Genomic DNA, 23,790 nt, shown 5'->3' with positions numbered 1-23,790 from the left:
CTGAAACGAGTTCAGGATGACGGCGGTTGGGTCATGCTGATGGTGGTTGGGTTCATTCTGATGGGGTTTGGGTTCATGCTGAATTTATTTCAGTATCTGGGCTTTGAGTTGTTAGGGACGAGATCCTGAAACAAGTTCAGGATGACGGAGTTTTGTTCATACTGACGGAGCTTACGTTCATCCTAACGAAGTTTGAGTTCATCCTAACAGCGTTTGATTTCATGCCCATTTACAATATCCTTTAGCTCAATTTAATGATATGACTACACCTTCAGGATTAGCTAGTAGTGAACTCACTTTTTTTAACATTTGAGCATCATTGCCGATAAAATGTTTTACTGCTTTTGTCATCGCTAATTCAACTTCGGCGCCATCATCAGGTGTTAATGGACGATGTACTTCTATCTTTTTGCCATCCTGTTCATAAGACATTTTAATGGGCTGTTCGAATATGCGAATAGGTGTGCCTACGGGAATATTATTATATAACCATTCGATGTCATCATCATACATACGAATACAGCCAGAGCTTGCTCGCATACCGATACCAAAGCGCTTATTGGAGCCATGAATTAGGTATTCACTTGTGCCAATACGTAATGCATATTTACCAAAGGGATTATTGGGTCCTGCGGGGACTTCTCTTACCATCTCTTTACCATGTTCGGCAAAATAACGCGCGCGCATCTCTGCTGTTGGACGCCAACTTGGGTTTTTACGTTTGTCGCCAATAGTACTGGTTAAATGCGGTGTTTCTAGTCCTTCTCTACCAATACCCACAGGGAAAACGTAAACTAATTTCTCTCCTTTCGGGTAGTAGTACAAGCGTAACTCAGCTAGATTAATGACAATACCTTCACGCTTACCAAAAGGTAGAAGCATCTGCTTAGGAATAACAATATTATCATCTAGAGCCAATAAAAAAGGATCAACACCGGGGTTGGCGGCCAGCAATGCAAAAAAGCCTACGTTATAATTTTCAGCTAAAGCTTGAAAGTAATCGCCTTTTACTGCTTTATGGATCGTATCCTCGCCCAATAACCTTGAATTGGCGGCAGGGAGATTATAGACACTCGCCATACTTACACAGGTAATAAAACTACTTAACAATAAACTTAATTTAACAACCCACTTCATTAATTTATAACCCTACGAATTATCTTCAACATTATCTAAAATCTTTTCTATTCGAACCGATAAACAGCTATGACTCATCTAACCAGTAAGGTTTTGTTAATAATGCCATATTTCTAGAACTGTCTAACGCAATGAGTAACCCTTCGACTTTGCTTCCTTGCCATAAAACGAGTTTTTTAGGTTTTTCATCTAACGTTTGTAGTTGCTGGTGAATAATCCACAATGTTTGTAATTCACTGATCCCTTGCTGAATGTCCAACCAAGGTGCCCTGTATTGTTTACGTTCTTCTTCACCAAACAATAAACCAAACCAAGTGCCTGTCAGTAAACTTCGGTTTAACAGTTTTGCTTGTGATAAGTATTGCTCACTGCTCAGCGACTGCGATGGCGTGCTATCAGCAAATAACACCGCCATACTTTTCGTTAAACTTTGCTGCGCAAAAGGTAACAACGAGTCACTAAACTGTGTATCTTCAGTTAATAGCATTTCTAACAAATGAGCCTGCAGGGTATTAAAACGCTGGCCATGCAATAATTCGATAACATTTTCACTCGTTGGAAGACGACGTTTCTCCATTCTTAGTTGTTCTACCAATTGTTCGCTGTAGTTTAACTTGCGTCTATAATTACCCGTTTTATTAGTAAGTTCTTGTAGGTTAACGGCATTATCAACCCACGAGAGTAAGTGCACAAAATAGCTTATGTCATCACGAATTTTTACGGCTTCTTCGGGTAGATAGTCTGCAAATAGCCAAAAACCGTGGCGAATTAACGATAAAGTTTCTGTTATTTTTTCTAACTCGACTAAGCTTGGCGACGTTATATAGTATTCAATATGATCATGTAGGTTAACTAGGCAATAATTGATACCGGTAGAAAAGGCATTAGAAATAGAGTGACTACGGTCAATGGGAAGAATATCTGTAATATTTTTTTTATAATTAACGGGGATGTTTTTCCATAAACCATAGCCACGAGCCGCTTTACTTTGGCTACTTGGCCTAACAAGCAGTACAGAAAATAATAAGTTGGCAAGCAACAGTAAATCTGAAGTTATGCCACTGACAAGTTCTAGTTCGAGTTCACAAATTTTAATACTGCGACCATCGCTACTAATATCGCCTTGATCGAAGGCAACTTCTACCACGGTACCCGACGACAAAGTAACTAACCAAATAATACGGGTGAAGTCCGTTGAAAAAAGGGGGATTAATGATTCTTGTAACTGCTCTACTTTTTGGGTTGACTGCCAAATTTCATTTGGGAACAAGGAAAGTTCAGGGAAGTTATTAACAATATTAACGTTATACTCTGGTCGCTGATGTAAACCTGCAATTACCACCCCAGCTGTTTTTATGGTTTGCTCTAACTTTCCGTCACAACCTCTAATTCTTAGCCCCATATCATGACGGCGAAAATCTAAATGAGTTGTATCGTAATAGCAGTTCGATAATTGCTTTGTTTCACAGCTAAATGACAGCTGTTTTGTGGTGAATAACTGGGTGATTTTTTCTTGAGTATTATCACTTGTAACAAAATACTTAAGCTCAATTTCGGTAACCATATTCTTCCAATAATTTGTTTTATTATGTCAACGTACTGAGTTTACAACAGCAACATATGAAAACAAATAGCGAATACCAATTCCCATAAGTTTCTTTCATATAATATAGCAATATACAAAAATTTAACTCGCTGCTGATGCCCTAATAAACTTTTAGTAAAAACTATCATAATGAATTAGCTATGTAATATCTTGTTTACAAAATATTGAGAACACTTATTTATTTTATCAATAAAACCTTAATGTTCGTAAACTTAACTTGCTATCAATCCGCCAAACCCCTAGTATTTTGCTATGCATAATTTTATAAAGGTTAATGGTAGTTTCATGAAAATAATAAAAGCTTTATTGGTTGGTTTAGTTCTCAGTTCATCTTCCCCTCTTTTTGCAGAAGACAGCCCAACCAACCTTCCTTCTGGCTATATTTCAGACGATTTATTTATTTATATGCATTCAGGAGCGGGTAATAATTATCGAATTCTAGGCAGTATAAATTCGGGCACTGAAGTGAAAGTAACCGGTAAAAATGAAAATGATTACTCTGAAATCATTGATGATAAAAATAGAAACGTATGGGTTGAAAGTAAGTACCTATCATTAAAACCCGGTTTACGTTTTGTTATTGCCGAGCTTAATGAAAAATTAGCCAATACCAGCAGCAATACTGACAGTATGTCAGAGGAACTTTCCCAAAGTAGAAATACTATTCAAAACCTTAGCAGTGAAAAAGCCCAACTTAACAACGAAATAAGCCAGCTTAATAAAACGCTGATAACGATACGAGCCAAGTTAAAAGACCAAGATACCAATATCAAAAAAGAATGGTTTTATAATGGCGCTATAGTATTAGTTATTGGCTTACTTTTAGGTTTAATTCTGCCAAGATTAACTTCTCGCCGCAAAGGCTCAATGGATAATTGGAAGTAACCCCTATTATGTTAGAAAAACTCGCGTATAATCACTGCGATTTTTAGATTACATGATGGCTTTTTTTGTGCACAAAACTAAATACTTATTTTTTATCGCTTTATTTATACTATTCTATACAAAACAGGCTAATGCCGATGGTGTTAGCCCTTACTTACCGTTAAAAACTGATGCTCTTATTGAACTTGAAATCGCGCGTTTAGCGACAATTTCTCGAATGCCAATGTTGAGTAAACCCTACCATATTGTCACGGTTGTAGATTATCTAAATAAAATTAAAGATTCTCATCCTGAGCTTTTTTATAGAATTTCTGCTTATATAAAACGTTATAAAAAGCAGCGTGCGATCACTCATTTATCAACCACGCTTTCAACATCTAACAATAAAAACTTCACCATAGCTAATAATCGTGGTATTGCCATGGACAGCACGGCCCAAGCAAGTGCCGCTGGATTTTATCAGTTCAATCAATATGCCATCGCAAATTTAGGGGGGACCATCGTCGATGGTAAGAATATTATTCCCCATAACAGCTACTTTTCATTGGGTTATGAATATGCTCAATTTGATATTGGCTACCGCGAACATTGGCTATCACCCTCACAAGAAAGTGCATCATTACTGTCCACTAACGCTGCTCCGACCTTTTCTATTACCATGAGTAATGTAAAACCTATCACCTCTTGGCATGTTAAATACGAATTTTCATTAGGACAGTTAAAGGAAATGGAGGGGATAAGATATAAGGATTCGACATCATCAGGAAAGCCATTATTAATGACTATGCATATGAGTTTTCAACCCTTTAGCTGGTGGACGATAGGTGCTAATAGAACCTTTCAATTTGGTGGTGGCGAAAGAAGTACTGGCCTAAGTGATATTTGGAATGCGATTATTGACCCCGTTAACTCAGATAACTGTGGCTCAGGTTTAACTGGTTGTGCCAATTCTGATGAAGAAGTGGGTAATCAAATTGCTTCGTTAACCAATAAATTTGACTTGTCTTATCAGGGGTTCCCTTTTACCTTTTATATGGAATATGCAGGTGAGGATACCAAAGAACACAAGAACACTCAGTTAGGTAACATAAGTCAAACCTACGGGTTATTCTTTCCCTATATTAACAAGGATTTTTCATTGTATGCTGAGCACTCTAAATTTCACGATTTATGGTATGTTCACCATATTTACGGTGAAGGTTATCGTAATGATAAAGTTGTAATGGGGCATTGGTGGGGTAATAACAAAGAGCTGAAGGATGGCTCTGCCGGGAATGCTTCGGCAATTCGACTAAACTGGGACTTTTCACCCAAGTATCATTTACAAACACTCTTTAGAACCGCTGCTATAGATTCTTCGACGCAAAATAAGTACTCTAGAGCTCAAGAGCTAGAATTAAGTTTAAAACAAGTATATAAAAATGGATTTATTAATTATTCGTTAACAGCTGGTAGTGATATTTATGGAGAGTCATTCTACCGTGCGACTTTAGGTTATAACTGGTAATTTATGAATGTTTTTTTTGATATTCAACACCTGTATTATTTACCGCAATATTTACCGGTAAAAGATGTACTTGAAAAAAATTCAGTGTCTTGCCACTTTATTTTATACAATCAAAAACAGCTGCAAGATATATTAATAAATTATGTTGAAAGTGAAAAATTAAACTACACCCTTGTAAATAATTCAAATGAAGCAAAAGAATTTTATTCCAATAAAAAACCTGACTGGATAATTTTTGGTAATGCGTTTCATCATCTAGAAAATGTTCATCAATGTTCTAAAACAGCTATGATGAATCACGGGGTTGGTCCAAAGTCATGTTATTATGATTGGTCAGATTGTGACATTCAGCATCGATTTGTCGAAGGGAAACACCGATTGAATCGTTTGAAAGAACGATTTCCCTCTAAAAGCTTTATTGATACGGGTTATGCAAAATTAGACCCTATCATTAATAACGAATCTTCTAGTTTAGACTTAAAACAGTTAGGTTTAGATCCAGAAAAAGAAACGATATTATATGCACCCACCTATTACCCAAGTAGTATTGAATGTTTACCTCATAATTTTCCTGAACTTTTAGAAGAATATAACCTTATAATTAAACCTCATTATTTTTCCTTAATTAAAGAGAAATACAAGAATCATCAAACGATTTTTGAATCTTGGTCTCAGTACAATAACGTATATATCTCTTCTGTAGAGGAAGCCTGTATTATCCCTTTTATGAATACCGCAAGCTTGTTAATCAGCGATACATCTTCTACTTTGTTTGAATTTACTGCGCTTAATAAACCCGCTATTTGGTGTGATTTTTTTAAAGTGCGTTGGAGCTACAGAGGTATATTCAAGTGGCGTTTAAATAATCGTCTTGATGATGATTTGAAATACTTTGCAAAAGTTGCCCAACAAGTAATCAATACTGAGCAATTAGTTCAGCAAGTTAAAATTCAACTCAAGAGCCCTCAATTAAAAGAAATGCAGAGGCTTGAATTAACTGAACTTCTTATTGGTAAAGTTGATGGTAATTGTAGTAAGCGAATTGCGGATTATTTGATAAATCATACTGATTAATAAACATTTACTCTGTAGGTTGTACATGTAAAGCTATATAATATTTTTTTACTAAGTTAGGTTAATAATATGAGTTCTGTAGTTTACGTTTCTGGTACTTTCGACTTGTTTCATCGCAATCATCTGAAAATGATTGAATATGGGGCAGGTTTGGGCGACACACTAATTGTAGGCGTGAGTACTGATGAATTAGTATGCAGCTACAAAAACCCTCCCGCAATACCTTTTGAAGAACGCATAGCAATTGTTAGTGCCTTAAAATACCCTGATGTCGTTATCCCACAAAGATCTTTAGAACATACTGACAGAGTAAAAGATCTTAACATTGATATATTTGTTATCGGTGATGACTGGAAAGGAAAATATGACTACCTCAGAGATCTTGGAGTTAAAGTATTCTATTTCCCCTATGGCTCCGGTGTCAGTAGTTCAAATTTAAAAGCTCAAATTGTTGATCAATATAAAGAATTAATAACAAATGCCGACAAACATATCAATCCAGACGTGAAAGCGTAATGAAATCTATATTAATTACCGGTGGTGCGGGTGACTGGGCACAAAGCTTTTATCAACAGTTCAAAAATGCCTTCAAAATCTCTACACCAAGTAGAACTGAATTAGATATAAGTAATGAGTTGAGCGTCAACGATTATTTTAAGAGCCATTCATTTGATATTGTTATAAACAATGCTGGCACAATCCATCCAAAAAGAATATTAGAGAGCGACACACATCTTTGGATTAATGATATTCAAGTCAATTTAATTGGCACTTACCTTACCGCTAAAGCGGCATTAACCAAAAACCCTGATACAGTTATCATTAATATATCATCAACGGCTGCGTTTAATGCCTACCCTGATTGGTCATCTTATTGTGCTTCAAAAGCAGGTGTTGTTACCCTATCTAAATGTTTAGCTAAAGATGGTTTTAATTCTTATTGTTTGTGTCCTGGAGCAATAATGACAAAATTCAGAGACAAATTCGACTTACCCAACGACAATGTTTTAACATGCGAAGATCTTTCAAAACATGTATTAGATATCATTGATGAAAAATACACATCAGGTGATATTTTGTTTGTCCGTAAAGGTGAGTTCATCTTAAATCCGAGTTAATTTATATCAATGAAAGCATCTAAATACCTTTTCTATATCTCACAAAATTATTCTTTTGAAATTTTGCGACCTTTACAGCAAGAAATACTAAGCCAAGGCAGCCAAGTTGCGTGGTTTGTTGCCGGTAGTGATGTTAATCTGAGTAACTTTGCTGCCGATGAAGTGGTGCTTAACAGTGTTGCTGATGTGATTAGTTTTAACCCTGTCGCTAGCTTTGTGCCGGGTAATATCATCCCACGATTTATTCCCGGTATTAAAGTACAAGTTTTCCATGGTTTAGAGTGGAAGAAAAAAGGTCACTTTGTTATTAGAGACTGCTTTGATCTCTATTGCACTCATGGGGCAGCGACCACCAATCACTTTAATGAATTAGCTAACCAACATAAGTTTTTCGATGTTAAAGAAACAGGCTGGCCAAAATTAGATAATTTATTTAATACCCCCAAAGAGCAATATTTTAGTAATAACCTGCCAACAATCCTCTTTGCGCCCACTTTTTCACCCACGTTGACTTGCGCACCTTTTTTATATGAAGAAATTACCGCTTTAGTGCATGATAAAAAATATAATTGGCTGATTAAGTTTCACCCAAAAATGGATACAAAGTGGTTAGAGCTTTATGCTCAACTCTCTTCAGAAAACCTGAAAATAATAACATCGTCAAATATAAATAGTTTATTGCAGTCGGCTGATATTATGGTGTCGGATACTTCATCAGTTATCGGGGAGTTTGCTTTACTAGGTAAGCCAGTTATCGCGTTCAATAATAGCCAACCGGGTGATTACTTAATTAACTTTACCGATGCCAAAGAATTACCCCACGCATTAACTGTTGCATTATCGCCTTCAGAAGCACTTATATTGGCGATAAATCGTTATGCCCAGGAGTTGCATCCTTATCGCGATGGTAAGTCGTCATTTCGGATATTAGAGGCTGTAGAAGATATTACACTCAATGGCAAACAGGCAATAAAAACACTACCGCGCAATATCATCAGAAACTTAAAGCAACGCAAAATCCTTAATTATTGGAAGTTTTGAACGCCTTATATTCATTAGCGCCATCATTATACTTTTTAAATATTAATAATTAATTGACATTATTTGAGTAAATACGCTATTAATAGATGACTGTTTGCTCTAGCGAGCTAAACTAACTTAATAAGACGACTTTAATGACAACGACCATCACCATAAAAGACATTATTCGCATTAACCTCCTCCTCACATTATCAATGCGCGGATAGGTTTTTTATTGTTGTAAATTAAAGATAAACATTAAAACCCGCGCACATTACCGCGGGTTTTTTTATACCCGCATTTTATGTAAGTAGCCAATACCCTAAGCACAATAAATATTAAGGAATAAACATGGACAGCAAGGTCATTATTTTCGACACCACCTTACGTGACGGAGAGCAGGCACTAAATGCAAGCCTTTCAGTGCATGAAAAGTTACAAATTGCGCTAGCTATTGAACGCTTAGGGGTAGATGTAATGGAGGTTGGCTTCCCTGTTTCTTCGCCAGGCGATTTTAAGTCAGTGCAACAAATTGCCCGCACGATTAAAAATTCCCGAGTTTGTGCTTTAGCTCGAGCTGTTGAAGGTGATATTCAAGCCTGTGCCGATGCGTTAAAAGTCGCTGACCAATTCCGTATTCATACTTTTATTTCAACGTCAGATGTTCATGTTCAACAAAAATTGAAGAAAGATTTTGCCGATGTTGAAGCAATGGCAATCCATGCCATTAAATTTGCCCGAAAATTTACTGATGATGTCGAGTTTTCTTGTGAAGATGCTGGCCGTACCCCTATCGACAATTTATGTCGCATGGTTGAAAACGCCATAAAAGCCGGTGCCACCACCATTAATATTCCTGATACGGTTGGCTATACCTTACCCAATGAATTTGGCGGCATTATTACCCAATTATTTAATCGTGTGCCTAATATTGACCAAGCGGTAATTTCGGTGCATTGCCATAACGATTTAGGTTTAGCCGTTGCCAACTCAATGACTGCGGTACAAGCAGGCGCTAGACAAATTGAATGTACCATTAATGGTATTGGTGAACGCGCCGGTAATTGTTCATTAGAAGAAGTCGCGATGATCATGAAAACCCGCCATGACTTCTTAAATGTACACACCAATATTAACCATCAAGAAATTGCCCGCACTTCAAAGTTAGTCAGCGAATTATGTAATATGCCCGTGCAATTAAACAAAGCGATTGTTGGCGGTAACGCTTTTAGTCATTCGTCAGGTATACACCAAGACGGCATGTTAAAAGCCAGTAATACTTATGAGATCATGACCCCAGAAAGTGTCGGCATCAGTAAAACAAAATTAAACTTAACCTCACGCAGTGGTCGTCACGTTATTAAGCACCGCATGGCAAGTTTAGGTTATACCGAAGCTGAGTTTGACTTAGAAGAGTTATACAGTGACTTTTTGGCGTTAGCCGATAAAAAAGGCCAAGTCTTTGATGATGATTTAGAAGCGTTGCACTTTAATATTCAACAACAAGGTGAAGAGCAAGAATTTTATCATCTAGAAACATTAAACGTGCAGTGTGGCGGCGGAGAGTTTTCTACGTCAAGTATTAAATTATTAGCCGGTAAAGAGAGCCATATTGTTTCTGAAACGGGTAATGGCCCGGTTGACTCATTATATAGAGCGATTAAAAAAGCGGTTGATATTGACTTTGAGGTCGCTGATTACAAAATATCAAATAAAGGTGAAGGTGAAGACGGTTTAGGTAAAGCTGATTTAGTGGTTACCTGGCAAGATAGAAAATTTCATGGCTACGGCTTAGCGACCGATGTTATCGACGCTTCAGCAAAAGCCTTGATACACGCACTGAATAGTATTCATCGCGCTATTACCATTAATGAAATAAAAAGCGAACTAAAAAACGACGTTCAAGCTTCATTATAGTAAATTCAAACATATAAGATTGACTAAAGGTATAAAAGACATGTCGAACATAGCAATACTAGCCGGTGATGGCATCGGACCAGAAGTAATGGTTGAAGCTAAAAAAGTATTAAGTACCATCGCAACAATATTTGATATAAAAATATCGACACAAGATTACGCTGTAGGCGGTGCTGCTATTGATAGCCACGGTCACGCCCTTCCCGATGAGACCATGAAAGGTTGTGAACAAGCCGATGCTATTTTATTTGGCTCGGTTGGCGGTCCAAAATGGGCTAACTTACCTCCTACACAGCAACCTGAACGTTGTGCATTATTAGGATTGCGTAGCCGTTTTGATTTATTTTGTAATATGCGACCGGCGACCTTACAACCGGCTTTATCATCATTATCGACATTGCGCAGTGATATTTCACAGCAAGGCTTCGACGTACTGGTTATTCGCGAGTTAACCGGCGACATCTACTTTGGTGAGCCAAAAGGACGTCGCGGTGAAGGTGAAGAAGAAACTGGCTTTGACTCGATGTTTTATTCTCGTCGAGAAGTTAAGCGTATTGCTCACTTGGCGTTTCAAGCGGCGCAAAAACGTAACAATAAGGTAACGTCTGTTGATAAGGCCAATGTTTTAGCGACCAGTCAATTATGGCGCCAAGTGGTTGAAGAAGTCGCGAGTGAATACCCCGATGTTGCCTTAGAGCATTTATATGTAGATAACGCCGCCATGCAACTTGTTCGCGATCCCAACCAATTTGACGTTTTGTTATGCCCTAATTTATTTGGCGATATTCTTTCGGATATCTGTGCAATGATAACTGGCTCTATGGGGTTATTACCTTCGGCAAGTTTAAATAGCGATGGTTTTGGTATGTATGAACCTGCCGGTGGTAGTGCACCTGACATTGCCGGAAAAGGTATCGCTAACCCTATCGCTCAAATTTTATCAGCAGCATTAATGCTACGTTACAGCTTAAATGAAAGTGCAGCGGCACAAGCGATTGAAGATGCCGTAGCAAGCGCATTAGACAATGGCGTGCTAACGGCTGATTTACTGCCGGCAAACCAAAGACATCAGGCAAAAAACACCACTGAAGTGGGTGATTATATTTGCCAACAAATTATTGCGCGACAAAATAGTGCTAATCAAAAAATAACAGAGGCATAACCGATGAGTCCTAAAAAATCTGCAACCACCTTATATGAAAAATTATGGCAACAGCATGTTGTTGAAGAAAAAGCAGGTGAAACACCTTTGCTTTATGTTGACCGTCATTTGATCCACGAAGTTACCTCACCACAAGCGTTTGCTAACTTAAAGTTTCATAACCGCCCTGTTCGTCATCCTGAGCGTACGATTGCCACGATGGATCACAACATATCAACCCGCTCAATAGAAATTGATGCTGCGGGTGAAGGCGCAGCCAATCAATTAAGAACATTAGAAAAAAACTGTAAAGAGTTTGGTATTGAACTATTTGGTATGGGTCATAAAAATCAAGGTATTGTTCATGTTATTGGGCCAGAACTTGGCTTAACATTACCGGGTACAACAATTGTCTGTGGTGATTCTCATACCGCAACCCATGGCGCATTTGGCGCATTAGCCTTTGGTATTGGTACTTCAGAAGTTGAACACGTTTTTGCCACGCAAACCTTACGCCAAACAAAAGCAAAAACCATGAAGATTGAAGTTAATGGTCAAGTAGGCGCTGGAATTAGCGCAAAAGATATTATTTTAGCGATTATTGGCAAAACAGGTAGTGCGGGGGCGACCGGTTATGTCGTTGAATATTGCGGTAGTGCTATCGAAGCACTGAGCATGGAAGAACGCATGACCGTTTGTAACATGAGCATTGAATTTGGCGCGAAAGCGGGCTTAATCGCTCCTGATAAAACCACCTTCGATTATCTAATAGGTAAAGAATATGCGCCAAAGGGCGACGTATGGCTTGAAGCGTTAAATGATTGGAAAACCTTCAAAACTGATGAAGGCGCTGAGTTTGACACGATATTAACCCTTGAAGCCGAAGAGATTAAAGCGCAAATAACCTGGGGAACCACACCAGGACAGGTTACTTCAGTCGATAGCGTAGTGCCTTCGCCCGATGACTTTACCGACCAAGTAGAGAAAGACTCATGTGCGGCCGCCTTAACCTACATGGGTTTAACGGCGGGTACAAAAATTACAGATATTACCATTAACAAAGTCTTTATTGGTTCGTGTACAAATTCACGTATCGAAGATTTACGCGCAGCCGCAAGTGTTGTTGCAAGCTATCAAGCACAGGGAAAATCAGTCTCTGCAAATGTTGATGCCATCGTTGTTCCCGGTTCATATCGCGTAAAAGCGCAAGCAGAAGCGGAAGGTTTAGACAAAATATTTAGTAATGCCGGCTTTGAATGGCGTTTACCCGGTTGTTCAATGTGCTTAGGCATGAACGATGATGTGCTAACAGAAGGTGACCGCTGTGCTTCAACCAGTAATCGTAACTTTGAAGGCCGACAAGGCCGTGGCAGCCGAACGCACTTAGTGAGCCCAGAGCTAGCTGCTGCTTCTGCAATTACCGGTCATTTTGTTGACTTGAATTCACAAGGAATATAATCATGGAAAAATTTACAACACATACGGGGTTAGTTGTTCCTTTAGATGCAGCAAACGTAGATACCGATCAGATAATCCCAAAACAGTTTTTACAAAAAACAGAGCGAGTAGGCTTTGGACAGCATTTATTTCATGACTGGCGCTATCTAGACGTATCAGGGAAAGTAAATAACCCTGAATTCATTTTGAACAAACCTCAGTACCAAGGTGCGAGCATTCTACTAACCCGTGAAAATTTTGGCTGTGGTTCAAGTCGAGAACATGCACCATGGGCATTAGAGGAATACGGTTTCAAAGCCATCATTTCACCAAGTTTTGCGGATATCTTTTATGGTAACTGTATTAACATTGGTTTACTGCCAATAAAGCTCAGTAATGAAGAAATTGACACGTTATTTAAAATGAGCAGCCAAGAAAACCTCGCGTTAACCGTCGACTTAACCAATAACACAATCACTTGTGGCGAATTAAGTTTCACGTTTAGTTTAGATAAGTTTCATCAATATTGTTTAGAACAAGGCATCGACAGTGTTGGCTGGACATTAAACAAGCTAGACACGATAAAAGCTTTTGAAGCAAAAATGCCAAGCTGGCAATAAGTAAAGTATAACCTGCTAGAGCCTCATCTGCTCTTTACCCATAAAAAGTAGATGACGCTTTATTTTTTCCCCCATCAATTGCACTAATGACTAAAATTAATCTAAAGTAATGTCTAGTAATACGTTATTATCAGTTAATGATTATAGCTTTGTAACTAGCCGACCAACAATATGTCCAAAATAACAACAAATGATATCACCAAAATTATTTCTATCGATCAGCTAAAACCTGGCATGTATGTAAAATCATTTACCGATAACAATCATCTTTCTATCAAATCTGAAGGTTATATTTCGTGTCTTGAAAGTATTACTCAATTACGTAAGGCTAATATTATTCAGCTCGTTATTGTGCCTGATAAAGAGAAGCAAACCGTTAATGTTGAAAAAGTTTTTGCTGATATTAAATCCAAGCAACTGATTAAACTAAAAAGTAATTCGCTGGAAAAGTTAGCTATATCATTTGACAGTGAAATGAAAAAAGCCAACGACTTGTATAAAAACGCAAAATTACTGCAAGAAAAAATTCTCTCGCAAATTAGACAAAAAAAATCAATTCACATTTCAGAGGTCGAAGAATCAGCTAACGCTATGGTTGACTCTATTTTTCGAAATCAAGATGCCCTAACCTGCATGTCCCGTTTTCAAACTAAAGACTCCTATCTTATTGAACACTCGCTCAATGTTTCAATTTTAATGGCTGTTTTTGCTAAACATTTAGGCTTTGATAAACGTTTGATTCAAGAAATAGCACTCGGTGCCTTTTTGCATGATATTGGTAAGATATTATTACCTCAGGATATTTTAAATAAAAAAGGTACTTTAACCGCTAGAGAGCAAAGTATTATTCGCAGTCACGTTGCACTTGGCTTGAAGATATTAGAAAACAGTCCTAGCATTTCTCATGTCGCGATGACTATGATACAAGAGCATCATGAACGTTTAGATGGTTCTGGTTATCCTCATAACCTTAAGCGAGATGACATATCAAAATATGGTAAAATGCTTGCTATCATCGACAGCTATGACGCCATGACGTGTGATCGCCCATATAAAAAGAGTATTCACCCTATTAATGCTTTTAAGAAACTCATTACAGAGTCCCCCAAATATTATGACGAAGAATTAGTTGAAAGCTTCATTCAGTGTATGGGCGTTTATCCAGTAGGTACCTTAGTCAAACTTAACAGTGGTCAATTAGGGCTAATTAGCCGTTTAAATAAACAAAAACCCTTACACCCGTACGTACGCGTTTTTTATAATATACGCCTCAACCAAGCGATACCGATTAAAGAAGTTAACTTGAGTGAATCAAAATATAAAGATCAAATTGACTGCTGTATTCGACCTGAAGAATTTAACCTTAATTTATTAGGTTTTTTCAAAACTGCCTTTATCGACTAACGTTTAGCGCTTGCCGATAAACATTAGTCAGACAACTTAACACAATGATATTACCAAGAAGAAAGCGCCGGCAAGCTAAACTGCTGGCCTTTAAATGTTAAAATAACTTTCTGACCGTAAATATGATTTAACACTAATTTCTCAGAAATAGTGTCGCCTTCATAGCGATCTCTGCCATTAACGTTTACCCAACTTTCACCTTCACTGGTATAAATATGTTGTTGAAAATTTAATGAAGGTAACTCACTTTGCACCCAAGCAGGCATATCTGATAATGCTGGTGCATTAACCTCAGGTTCGACAGTTTGGTTTGCGCTATTTTTGAATTGAGGGTCTTGCTCGGTATCATCTATTGCGCTTTGAAAAAGCGCCAGCAAATCATCAGAAACACCGTCAACCGCCTTCACAGAAAGCTTTTCTTTAACTTTGCTTGTCGCTTTATCTTCAGCTAATTGACTCTCTGCTAAGGTAGGTAGTTGCTCTGAAGAATTCTTGTCCGGCATAACCTCGTTTGCTGTGCTATTAGCTGTTACGATACGCTGCTCAACAGCACGTTTTTTGTCACCATCGCTTTCTATTTCAAATACTTTAGAAGCATTGTCTGTTGTTACTGCAACTAAATTTTCATCTGGTGTTTTTTTATTGTTAGTCGCTAAACTTTCATTAGCCGCAATAATAAGCGCTGTAGCGCTAGTGTCACTTATAAGATTATTAACCGCAGGCTCAGTAATATTGAGCGCCGACGTTTCGTTAATATCTTCACCAAAAAATTGACCTAGGAAATACGAGCTACTGACAATAACCGCTAACACTGTAAATGCGGCTAGCGCCTTAACCGCTTTGTGTTGCCACCAATAGGTTGCTTGATATTCATCGCCTAATGCTTCTTGTGCAGATAACAAAACAATTTTTTGAGTCACCAAAGCATTATTACTACAATAGGCGTTGGTCAGTGAACGCTCACATAATAAATTAATTACACGCGGTATACCTTGTGAAATGCGATGAATTTCAGCCACTGCGGCACGTTCAAATAACATACGTTCACATTGTGCTACTGACAAGCGGTGTTGAATATAATGCCCTACTTCGCCCTTAGTTAACGGCAGCAAATGATAGCGAGCAGTAATGCGTTGTGCCAATTGTCGCAAGTCTCGACGTTGCAACAATTGTTTTAATTCAGGCTGACCAATTAAAATGACCTGTAGTAATTTTTTAGTATCTGTTTCTAAGTTTGTTAATAAACGTAACTGCTCTAAAACTTCTGGCGCCAAATGTTGCGCTTCGTCAATAATTAATAACGTATTTAGGTTAGCTTGGTGATTTTTATTGAGTTTTTCATATATTTTATCGGTGAGTGTTTTTAACGTTGCCCCCGTCTTTCGGTAACGAATCTTTAGCTCGTCACAAATAGTAGCCAGTAGCTCTTGGCTTGATAATGTTGGATTAAGAATAAAAGCCGCTTGCGTATTTTCGGGTAACTGCTCCATTAAGCGCCGACTGATTGTGGTTTTTCCGGTGCCGACTTCACCCGTTAACAGTGCAAAGCCTCCTGTTTCACCCAAGCCATAACTTAAATGAGCCAAGGCCTCTTTATGGCGTTCACTCATAAATAAAAAGCGAGGATTAGGTGCGATTGAAAAAGGGCTTTCTTTTAAACCAAAATAACCTTTATACATAATAGATTTAAGTAATTTTTAAAGTCAATAAACTGTCATAGAAACTACCCTGTAGTCCATCATAAGTCAAAACTAGCAGGTAAATAATTTATATAAATATGCTAAGCTTTCTGAAAATATGTCAGCTTTAATAAATAAAGAGTAATAATGATCAACAATGACCTTTCAGTACTTAACCGCTATTTAGTCGGCGGTGCCGTTCGCGATAAACTTTTAGGACACAAGGTCTATGATCATGATTATGTCGTTGTTGGCGCAACCATTGAACAGATGCTGACATTAGGCTTTACGCAAGTAGGTAAAGACTTCCCAGTATTTCTGCATCCCAAGACTAAAGAAGAGTATGCCTTAGCAAGAACTGAACGTAAGCAAGGCCATGGTTATACCGGTTTTATTTGCGATGCCAGTAGCGCGGTTACCCTTGAAGAGGATCTACTTCGTCGCGATCTCACTATTAATGCAATGGCGATGCCTTTTAACGATAGCGCTGAAAGCACCACTATTATTGACCCTTATAATGGCCAAGTTGATTTAAAAAACCGCATACTGCGACATGTTTCATTAGCTTTTGTTGAAGACCCGCTTCGTGTCTTACGGGTAGCTCGATTTACTGCCCGTTATCATGATTATGGTTTTACCATTGCTGGCGAAACAGTAGACTTGATGACTAAAATCAGTGAAAGCGGAGAATTAGCGACACTGTCAGGTGAACGTATTTGGCAAGAAATGCAGCGGAGTTTGACTGAAAATAACCCCGAAGTATTTTTTCAAGTGTTACGTGAATGTGGTGCGTTAGCGAAAATATGGCCTGAACTTAACTCGCTATGGGGGATCCCTAACCCAGAAAAATGGCACCCAGAAATTTGCTCGGGTATTCATACTATGATGGTACTGCAACAAGCGGTAAAGCTCTCCCCTAAAACATCTGTACGATTCGCAGCACTTTGTCATGACTTGGGTAAGTTTTTAACCTTAGCAGAAAATTGGCCCAGCCACCGAGGTCATGAAACCTCAGGTTTAGCATTAGTTGACAAAATATGTGAGCAATTAAAAGTGCCTAAAGGTCACAAAATTTTAGCGCGCAAAGTCTGTGAATTTCATTTACATTGCCATAAAGCATTCGAATTAAAAGCCAACACGCTAGTTAAGTTATTTAATAGTTTAGATGTATGGCGCAAGCCTGAAGAGTTTACTGATTTCTTGTCTGTCTGTACGGCTGATTTTCGCGGTCGATTGTACAATGAGAACAGAGCCTATCCACAAGTAGATTACTTACGTGGTGCTTTTGAAGCCGCATTAACGGTAACCGCTAAAGAGTTTATCGAACAAGGAATACGAGGTGCAGATATTAAAGAAGCCATAAATAAAAAACGCATTGAGTTTGTTCAGCGCTTTAAATTAGGCCATGAACAGACTAACAATCCTTAACCTTTGGCTGAAAAATAAAAAAACATTCAAGTACAAAGTAAATCTGCCTGGCCCGCACGGTAATTTAACTTAGCGGTGAGCACGTTACTATTCTCGACCAAGTTATTATGCTCGATAGAGTTAACTAACCAATTCAACTCCTCGATATTTTTATACAAAAAAGTCAGCTAAATTAGCTGACTTTTTAAGTAAGACGATTAATGTTCTAACCGCTATTTACAACTCAATTAAAAGCTATAAGTTGCTTTTACGTAGTAGAAGCCACCGTTAAAGCCAAATGGAGATGTTTCATAGTACTTACCACCCCAGTTGTTATTAGGTGTGAAACCATCAGGATGATTACGTGAAGCTTCTTCAAAATCTAACTCTTCAGCTTGTTGATCAAAGATGTTCTGTGCACCCGCTGCGATTGTAAATGAGTCATTAATAAAGTAACTCACTTCAGCATCAAAGGTAATTGCTGCATCAGCATCTTGAGCCGCTAGGTCATAATCTACGTGTACCGCATGGTATTCACCGAAGTAGTTACCACGAACGTACATACTAATATTATCCCAGCTTTGAGAAACAGTGAATGAACCTCTATGCTGTGGTAAACCTTCTTCTAAGCGTTTAACTTTAAAAGCACCTGTAATATCAGAACTACCCGTAACATCGGTTTCATTCCAGTTGTAAGCTAAGCTAAGTTTAGTATCACCTTCAAACAACTGCATGCCGTAGTTTGCAACAATATCAATACCTTGTGTTGTGGTATCAAAATCGTTAGCAAAGAAACTTACTGTACCTACTGAACGAGGGTTAGCTACATTTAATGCTTCTAATTTAGCATAGTCAGCTTCTTCTAATTTTGTACGGTCAGATTGTGTAATACGGTCATCAACTTCAATATTATAATAATCAGCCGTAAAGAAAAAATCTCCATTTTGATAAACAACACCAAATGCATAGCTGTTTGACTGTTCTGGCTCTAATTCTTTACCACCAAATAATTTTGAAAATTCACTTGTTGGCGGTAATAACGCTGAATCGGTTAATTCACCATCTTCTAATGCGGTAGAAACATTACTTACATTAGCTTGACCAACGGTAGGAGCTCTAAAACCAGTACTTATAGAGCCACGTATTGATAACTCATCATTAATAGAATATTGAGCCGTTAATTTATAATTTAACGTATCACCAAATGATGAAAAGTCTTCATAACGTAAAGCTGCGCCAAGTAAAAGGTCGTCAGTCATGTATGCTTCAACATCTACGTATGCAGCAACACTGCGTCTAGAGAATGCACCGGCTTGTGATGGTTGAAAACCAGGAAAACCATGTGAGCCTAGGTTAAACCCTTGGTCGATTAATGGGCCAGCAAGGAATGAGTATTGATCACCCGCACCAATTTCAAATGTCTCTTCGCGCCATTCTAAACCACCCGCAACATTCATAGGTGAATCTAGACCAACTTCAACGCCCTTAGATAAATCTAAGTTAAACGTTTTTTCTAATTGTGTGTAATCACCTAAATCAAAATCACGTGGAGATTCAGGACCCATTGAAGAGTTAATGGTATTTACAATACTAAAGCTTGATTTATTACGACCAACAGAACCACTGATATCGAAGAAAACCTCGTCTAGCATTCCGCCATTAATTTCACCTTCAACACCCATAGTTAATGATGTATCAACTACATTACCACCAAAGTTTGGCGTATAACCGCCTGGGTATGTTTCGTTAACCGCAAAACAGTTTTTACCTAAAGCCGTACTATTGTCGGCAATAGACTGATAATCAGCTTGGTCTAAAACATTAGCGCCAATAGCTATAGTAGGACAAGTAATACCGCTATCTACGCCATCTAAATCACCAACAAGTAGTGTTTCACCACCATCATTTGAATAAATGCTTGAACGGTTATGTGGGTTTCTCCAGTAGAAGCCACCCTTTACATCACGTTCAGAATAGTTACCGAACATGTAGAATTTTTTATCGTTACCTAAATCAAGGCCAATATTACCAAAAATTGTTGTGTCATCATTAACTTCTGGAGAACCCCAAACCTGAGCTTCTTCTGCGATGAATGAGTTACCTGCCGCTGAAATGGTCGCAGCATTGGCGACTTGAATACTACGGCTAGTCGCATCAGCATTTTTATATTGAAAACTTAAGTTAACGAAACCATCTTTAGTTAATGGCATACCAACGTTACCTGCGTAAGTTGTTGTAGCACCATCGCCTTCATAATATTCACCGTGCTTAACTGAAAAACTACCGCCTTCTGCAGCATCCTTTAACACAAAGTTCATTACACCAGCGATTGCATCTGAACCGTATTGTGCTGCTGCACCGTCACGAAGCACTTCAACTTGCTTTAACGCTATGCTTGGGATAACAGAAATATCTGGACCTTGTGCACCATCATTAATGCCGCCACCTTGGAATGCAATAACTGAAGCGCGATGACGACGTTTACCATTTAATAACACCAATGTGCTATCTGAAGACAAACCACGTAAGTTTACCGGACGAACTAGTGTCGCCGCATCACTAATTGGGTTAGCGTGTACGTTAAATGAAGGAACACTGCCGACAAGTTGATCAAGCATGTCACTTGAACCCATTTTCTCTAAATCTTCGCCACCAATAATATCAATTGGAACAGGAGAGTCAGCAACAGAACGAGGCGCTGAACGTGAGCCAACAACCGCGATTCTTTCTACATCTTTTACCTTTACTTTTGAGCTGTTTTCTTCTGCATATGCTGGCGCAGTACCAAGTGCAATACTTACCGCTAACGTTAACGTTGCTGTACGAAATAATTGAGTAGACATGTTACTTCCTTCATAAATTTATGTTTATATTTTTATCTTTTTATCTTTTTTTAGACTAGGTATTAAATAGGTGAAACTACCTAGACTTGCAGGTACTTTATAAAACAGGCTAAAAGTGTTTACAAGAGCGAAATTAATTGAAAATACCGCAAAAATAGTTGTGCTCCATTAAATAACATTTAATTACGAATAAAAGTCTAGTCATTGATAAAGAGATTTTCTCTGTAAAGGCTATATAGGCTAGTGACTGCAGGCTTATCAGCCAGAAATTAGTATCCAAATATCTTCGTAATCAAATATACCAAAATAGACCTAAAAGAATTTCCTTATTCCAAATTAGCATAAAAATAAATTATAAAATTATTGCACTATTTAGGGAAGTCACAGTCTAACCACTAAAAATTAACACTAAAATCACAGTGTATACAATATACAAGGTAATTCATCGTCTTTATTTAGCATTTCGTCGCTTATTCATGCACACTTATTGAATAATTTTGTATTCACAGATCTGGTTTCTAAAAAAAGCAATCTAGATCAAAACAAAATTTAATGAGAAGTAGTGAGAGAATAAAATAGATTATTGCTATTGAAATTTAGTGATAAAAAAAGCGCTGATCATAAACAACCAACGCTTTGCGATTAACTTAATGAGCAATTAGCTAATTAAACGGTTAACTCGCTGGTAAAATTTTCGCTGATACGGCACCAAAACCAATGCGCACTGCTCCTTCTTTTTGACACCAACCTTTCATTATGACGTTGTCACCATCTTCTAAGAAAGTACGTTTTTCACCATTAGGTAAAGTAATAGGATCGGCACCCGCATTTGAAAGCTCTAACATTGAACCGGCTTCTTCAGGCTTAGGTCCAGATTGTGTGCCACTGCCAAACATATCACCCGCGCGAAGGTTACAACCATTAACAGTATGATGAGCGACCATTTGTGCCACTGTCCAGTATGAGTCTTTAAAGTTAGATTGTGACATTTCAACGGCTTCTTCACTTTTTTCACGCATGTTTTGCGTTTCAAGCAAGGCTTGTAGCTGGATATCAAATGAACCGATCGCACGATTACTCTCTGACTCTAGGTATGGCATTGGTTGAGGATCTGACTCAACACGTGTCCAAGCCGAGCGGTAAGGTGCTAATGCTTCTGTTGTCACAATCCAAGGAGAGACTGTTGAAGCAAAGTTCTTCGACAAAAATGGCCCTAAAGGTTGGTATTCCCATCCTTGAATATCACGCGCAGACCAATCATTAAATAAACATAAGCCAAAGACATGATCTTCAGCGTTATCAATAGAAATAGCGTCGCCTAAGTCATTACCTTTACCAATGAATATGCCCACTTCTAATTCATAATCGAGACGCTTACAAGGGCCAAATGATGGTTCAGTTGCCGTCGGCGCTTTAGTTTGTCCCGAAGGACGCTTAAAATCTCGACCAGAAACATCAATAGAAGATGAACGACCATGGTAACCAATAGGTACCCATTTATAGTTAGGTAATAATGGATTGTCTGGACGGAACTTCAAACCCACTGACGTAGCATGGTGAATTGAGGTGTAGAAATCAGTGTAATCACCAATATTACAAGGTAGTGCATATTCAACGTCAGCTTGAGCGATTAAACAAGCGGCCACTTTTTCTTGTAAAGCTGAGCCTTCTTTTAAGGCATTAGAGAGTGCTAAACGTAAAGCGCTCCATGTCGCTTTACCCATCGCCATATAATCGTTTAACTGTGGCGCATTACAGGATTCTACGCCTGCTTGTGCTAGACCATCAAAAACATTTGCGTTAGCCAAAGCAGCTAAATCAATAACTTGATCACCAATGGCAACACCGCCACGGAATGCTTCTTCGCTATTTGCACGTTTAAAAACCGCAAAAGGTAAGTTCTGAATAGGAAAGTCGGTATCTGCTTTATTCGCAGTAACAAGCCAACTAACTCGGGCTGAATTGTGGGTTTCATTTAACAAATTCATAGTAGACATTGATTGAAGAACTCCTGAAATTTAAGGCTTACCTTAATAAAACGTCAAAATACGTTTTAAAATAAAAATAAGTATAGAAGATAACGATATAAGATGGCTGCATTATACCAGCGAGAACAATAATTGGTATTAATGATAACATTGAGTTATTTTTCTGAGGGTTAAGCTGTCAACAAATAGTTGCACTAACAAGTTTACAGCCAATAATTTTATTAAAAAGCTATCTCGATAATTGTGCTGGTCGTAAAATAACGCTGAAGCGATCACGACCTAATACATCAGATAAATACTCTTCTGCTTTTTGGTTAATGATCAGACAAAACGGTTTAATACCGAAGCTATTTGCTTAGCAATAGCTTGGTGAGTATCATAAATACCAAAACGGCCTAGCTAATGAACTATGTCATTAGGTTTTCCAGCGAATAAATAGGCTGATATGTATCAAGTAACCCGTTATTTAATCAAGGTTTTAAAAAGAAGTGAACAGAAACTAAAACTCGACGTTCTTTGCTATTGATTAAAAAATTAGGTGCATGCAAGCCAGTGCCGCTAAGCCCGCAAGAATATCGTCGACCATAATACCTAGACCGCCATGTAAATTTTTATCTACATAGGAAATAGGCCAAGGTTTAAAAATATCAAAAATTCTAAATAAAATAAAACCAACAACAATACTTTGCCATGTCAAAGGAACAAGAAACATAGTGATTAAAAAACCAACAATTTCATCCCAGACAATTGCGCCATGATCAGGTACACCTGCATCTTCTGCCGCTTTTCCACAAATATAGATACCGGCAATACTCATGATAATAACAATAGCTAAATAAGTACTAAATGAAGCAGGCGCTAACAGCAGGTACAAAGGAATGGCGGCAAGCGTGCCATAAGTACCTGGTGCTTTAGGTAATAAACCACTACCAAAACCCAAAGCAAGAAAATGGATGGGGTTAGTTATTCGAAAGTTCTCGGTAGATTTACTCATTAGATTTAACTTA

The 23,790-nt window shown here is 38.1% G+C and carries 18 protein-coding genes; 12 read left to right on the top strand and 6 right to left on the bottom strand.

Going from position 1 to position 23,790, the window contains the following annotated elements; all coding sequences use genetic code 11:
* Positions 1–246: 246 nt before the first annotated feature.
* Both H4J67_RS01920 and H4J67_RS01915 read right to left on the bottom strand, forming a co-directional pair.
* Entirely contained in the window at positions 247–1,137 is an 891-nt protein-coding gene (locus tag H4J67_RS01920) for a L,D-transpeptidase family protein (RefSeq protein ID WP_182176103.1), read from the bottom strand.
* Positions 1,138–1,204: 67 nt separating this feature from the next.
* Positions 1,205–2,701 (bottom strand): CYTH domain-containing protein, encoded by a 1,497-nt coding sequence (locus H4J67_RS01915; RefSeq protein ID WP_182176104.1) that lies wholly within the window; start codon positions 2,699–2,701, stop codon positions 1,205–1,207.
* A gap of 327 nt (positions 2,702–3,028) precedes the next feature.
* Here H4J67_RS01915 and H4J67_RS01910 point away from each other — a divergent pair, with 327 nt between their 5' ends.
* The 11 genes from H4J67_RS01910 to H4J67_RS01860 all read left to right on the top strand — a co-directional run bounded on the left by H4J67_RS01910 (position 3,029) and on the right by H4J67_RS01860 (position 14,866).
* Positions 3,029–3,628, top strand: coding sequence for a TIGR04211 family SH3 domain-containing protein (locus H4J67_RS01910; RefSeq protein WP_070374591.1), 600 nt, complete (start codon positions 3,029–3,031; stop codon positions 3,626–3,628).
* A 67-nt stretch (positions 3,629–3,695) separates the two neighbouring features.
* Positions 3,696–5,135 (top strand): capsule assembly Wzi family protein, encoded by a 1,440-nt coding sequence (locus H4J67_RS01905; protein ID WP_182202691.1) that lies wholly within the window; start codon positions 3,696–3,698, stop codon positions 5,133–5,135.
* Between the two features lie 3 nt (positions 5,136–5,138).
* Positions 5,139–6,209, top strand: a complete 1,071-nt coding sequence (locus H4J67_RS01900) for a CDP-glycerol glycerophosphotransferase family protein (RefSeq protein ID WP_182202689.1) — start codon at positions 5,139–5,141, stop codon at positions 6,207–6,209.
* Positions 6,210–6,278: 69 nt separating this feature from the next.
* Complete coding sequence (locus tag H4J67_RS01895; RefSeq protein ID WP_182176107.1) at positions 6,279–6,725, top strand: adenylyltransferase/cytidyltransferase family protein; 447 nt, start codon at positions 6,279–6,281, stop codon at positions 6,723–6,725.
* Entirely contained in the window at positions 6,725–7,327 is a 603-nt protein-coding gene (locus H4J67_RS01890; RefSeq protein ID WP_182176108.1) for an SDR family oxidoreductase, read from the top strand. The genes H4J67_RS01895 and H4J67_RS01890 overlap by 1 nt, the downstream gene beginning before the upstream one ends.
* A gap of 9 nt (positions 7,328–7,336) precedes the next feature.
* On the top strand, positions 7,337–8,368 hold the full coding sequence (locus tag H4J67_RS01885; RefSeq protein ID WP_182202687.1) for a CDP-glycerol glycerophosphotransferase family protein: 1,032 nt from the start codon (positions 7,337–7,339) through the stop codon (positions 8,366–8,368).
* Positions 8,369–8,698: 330 nt separating this feature from the next.
* Positions 8,699–10,264: a 2-isopropylmalate synthase gene (gene leuA / locus H4J67_RS01880; protein ID WP_070374596.1), complete on the top strand. Its 1,566-nt coding sequence runs from the start codon at positions 8,699–8,701 to the stop codon at positions 10,262–10,264.
* Positions 10,265–10,304: 40 nt separating this feature from the next.
* Positions 10,305–11,426 (top strand): 3-isopropylmalate dehydrogenase, encoded by a 1,122-nt coding sequence (gene leuB, locus H4J67_RS01875; protein WP_182202685.1) that lies wholly within the window; start codon positions 10,305–10,307, stop codon positions 11,424–11,426.
* Positions 11,427–11,429: 3 nt separating this feature from the next.
* A complete protein-coding gene (gene leuC / locus H4J67_RS01870) occupies positions 11,430–12,863 on the top strand; it encodes a 3-isopropylmalate dehydratase large subunit (protein ID WP_182202684.1) in 1,434 nt (477 codons plus the stop codon).
* Positions 12,864–12,865: 2 nt separating this feature from the next.
* Positions 12,866–13,462 (top strand): 3-isopropylmalate dehydratase small subunit, encoded by a 597-nt coding sequence (gene leuD, locus H4J67_RS01865; RefSeq protein ID WP_182176112.1) that lies wholly within the window; start codon positions 12,866–12,868, stop codon positions 13,460–13,462.
* A gap of 171 nt (positions 13,463–13,633) precedes the next feature.
* Positions 13,634–14,866 carry an HD-GYP domain-containing protein gene (locus tag H4J67_RS01860; protein ID WP_182176113.1) on the top strand — a complete coding sequence of 411 codons (1,233 nt, stop codon included), beginning with the start codon at positions 13,634–13,636 and terminating at the stop codon, positions 14,864–14,866.
* A 50-nt stretch (positions 14,867–14,916) separates the two neighbouring features.
* Here H4J67_RS01860 and H4J67_RS01855 read toward each other — a convergent pair whose 3' ends face one another.
* Positions 14,917–16,545: an AAA family ATPase gene (locus tag H4J67_RS01855; RefSeq protein ID WP_182202682.1), complete on the bottom strand. Its 1,629-nt coding sequence runs from the start codon at positions 16,543–16,545 to the stop codon at positions 14,917–14,919.
* 147 nt (positions 16,546–16,692) lie between these two features.
* Here H4J67_RS01855 and H4J67_RS01850 point away from each other — a divergent pair, with 147 nt between their 5' ends.
* Complete coding sequence (locus H4J67_RS01850; RefSeq protein ID WP_182202680.1) at positions 16,693–17,973, top strand: multifunctional CCA addition/repair protein; 1,281 nt, start codon at positions 16,693–16,695, stop codon at positions 17,971–17,973.
* A 227-nt stretch (positions 17,974–18,200) separates the two neighbouring features.
* Here H4J67_RS01850 and H4J67_RS01845 read toward each other — a convergent pair whose 3' ends face one another.
* The 3 genes from H4J67_RS01845 to H4J67_RS01835 form a co-directional block, all read right to left on the bottom strand.
* On the bottom strand, positions 18,201–20,795 hold the full coding sequence (locus tag H4J67_RS01845; protein ID WP_182176116.1) for a TonB-dependent siderophore receptor: 2,595 nt from the start codon (positions 20,793–20,795) through the stop codon (positions 18,201–18,203).
* 674 nt (positions 20,796–21,469) lie between these two features.
* Positions 21,470–22,783, bottom strand: a complete 1,314-nt coding sequence (fahA, locus tag H4J67_RS01840; protein ID WP_182202778.1) for a fumarylacetoacetase — start codon at positions 22,781–22,783, stop codon at positions 21,470–21,472.
* A gap of 526 nt (positions 22,784–23,309) precedes the next feature.
* Complete coding sequence (locus H4J67_RS01835) at positions 23,310–23,777, bottom strand: phosphatidylglycerophosphatase A (protein ID WP_182176117.1); 468 nt, start codon at positions 23,775–23,777, stop codon at positions 23,310–23,312.
* Positions 23,778–23,790: the final 13 nt, after the last annotated feature.

This window comes from Colwellia sp. BRX10-4 (genome assembly GCF_014077465.1).
Taxonomy (GTDB): domain Bacteria; phylum Pseudomonadota; class Gammaproteobacteria; order Enterobacterales; family Alteromonadaceae; genus Colwellia_A.
Note: the sequence above shows the minus strand (reverse complement) of the source record. Positions and strands in the feature narration are given on the sequence as shown.

Excerpts from the sequence above, each read along its gene's own strand:
- H4J67_RS01920 (WP_182176103.1), bottom strand. The coding sequence starts at position 1,137 with ATGAAGTGGGTTGTTAAATTAAGTTTATTGTTAAGTAGTTTTATTACC.
- H4J67_RS01915 (WP_182176104.1), bottom strand. The coding sequence starts at position 2,701 with ATGGTTACCGAAATTGAGCTTAAGTATTTTGTTACAAGTGATAATACT.
- H4J67_RS01910 (WP_070374591.1), top strand. The coding sequence starts at position 3,029 with ATGAAAATAATAAAAGCTTTATTGGTTGGTTTAGTTCTCAGTTCATCT.
- H4J67_RS01900 (WP_182202689.1), top strand. The coding sequence starts at position 5,139 with ATGAATGTTTTTTTTGATATTCAACACCTGTATTATTTACCGCAATAT.
- H4J67_RS01895 (WP_182176107.1), top strand. The coding sequence starts at position 6,279 with ATGAGTTCTGTAGTTTACGTTTCTGGTACTTTCGACTTGTTTCATCGC.
- H4J67_RS01890 (WP_182176108.1), top strand. The coding sequence starts at position 6,725 with ATGAAATCTATATTAATTACCGGTGGTGCGGGTGACTGGGCACAAAGC.
- H4J67_RS01885 (WP_182202687.1), top strand. The coding sequence starts at position 7,337 with ATGAAAGCATCTAAATACCTTTTCTATATCTCACAAAATTATTCTTTT.
- leuA (WP_070374596.1), top strand. The coding sequence starts at position 8,699 with ATGGACAGCAAGGTCATTATTTTCGACACCACCTTACGTGACGGAGAG.
- leuB (WP_182202685.1), top strand. The coding sequence starts at position 10,305 with ATGTCGAACATAGCAATACTAGCCGGTGATGGCATCGGACCAGAAGTA.
- leuC (WP_182202684.1), top strand. The coding sequence starts at position 11,430 with ATGAGTCCTAAAAAATCTGCAACCACCTTATATGAAAAATTATGGCAA.
- leuD (WP_182176112.1), top strand. The coding sequence starts at position 12,866 with ATGGAAAAATTTACAACACATACGGGGTTAGTTGTTCCTTTAGATGCA.
- H4J67_RS01860 (WP_182176113.1), top strand. The coding sequence starts at position 13,634 with ATGTCCAAAATAACAACAAATGATATCACCAAAATTATTTCTATCGAT.
- H4J67_RS01855 (WP_182202682.1), bottom strand. The coding sequence starts at position 16,545 with ATGTATAAAGGTTATTTTGGTTTAAAAGAAAGCCCTTTTTCAATCGCA.
- H4J67_RS01850 (WP_182202680.1), top strand. The coding sequence starts at position 16,693 with ATGATCAACAATGACCTTTCAGTACTTAACCGCTATTTAGTCGGCGGT.
- H4J67_RS01845 (WP_182176116.1), bottom strand. The coding sequence starts at position 20,795 with ATGTCTACTCAATTATTTCGTACAGCAACGTTAACGTTAGCGGTAAGT.
- fahA (WP_182202778.1), bottom strand. The coding sequence starts at position 22,783 with ATGAATTTGTTAAATGAAACCCACAATTCAGCCCGAGTTAGTTGGCTT.
- H4J67_RS01835 (WP_182176117.1), bottom strand. The coding sequence starts at position 23,777 with ATGAGTAAATCTACCGAGAACTTTCGAATAACTAACCCCATCCATTTT.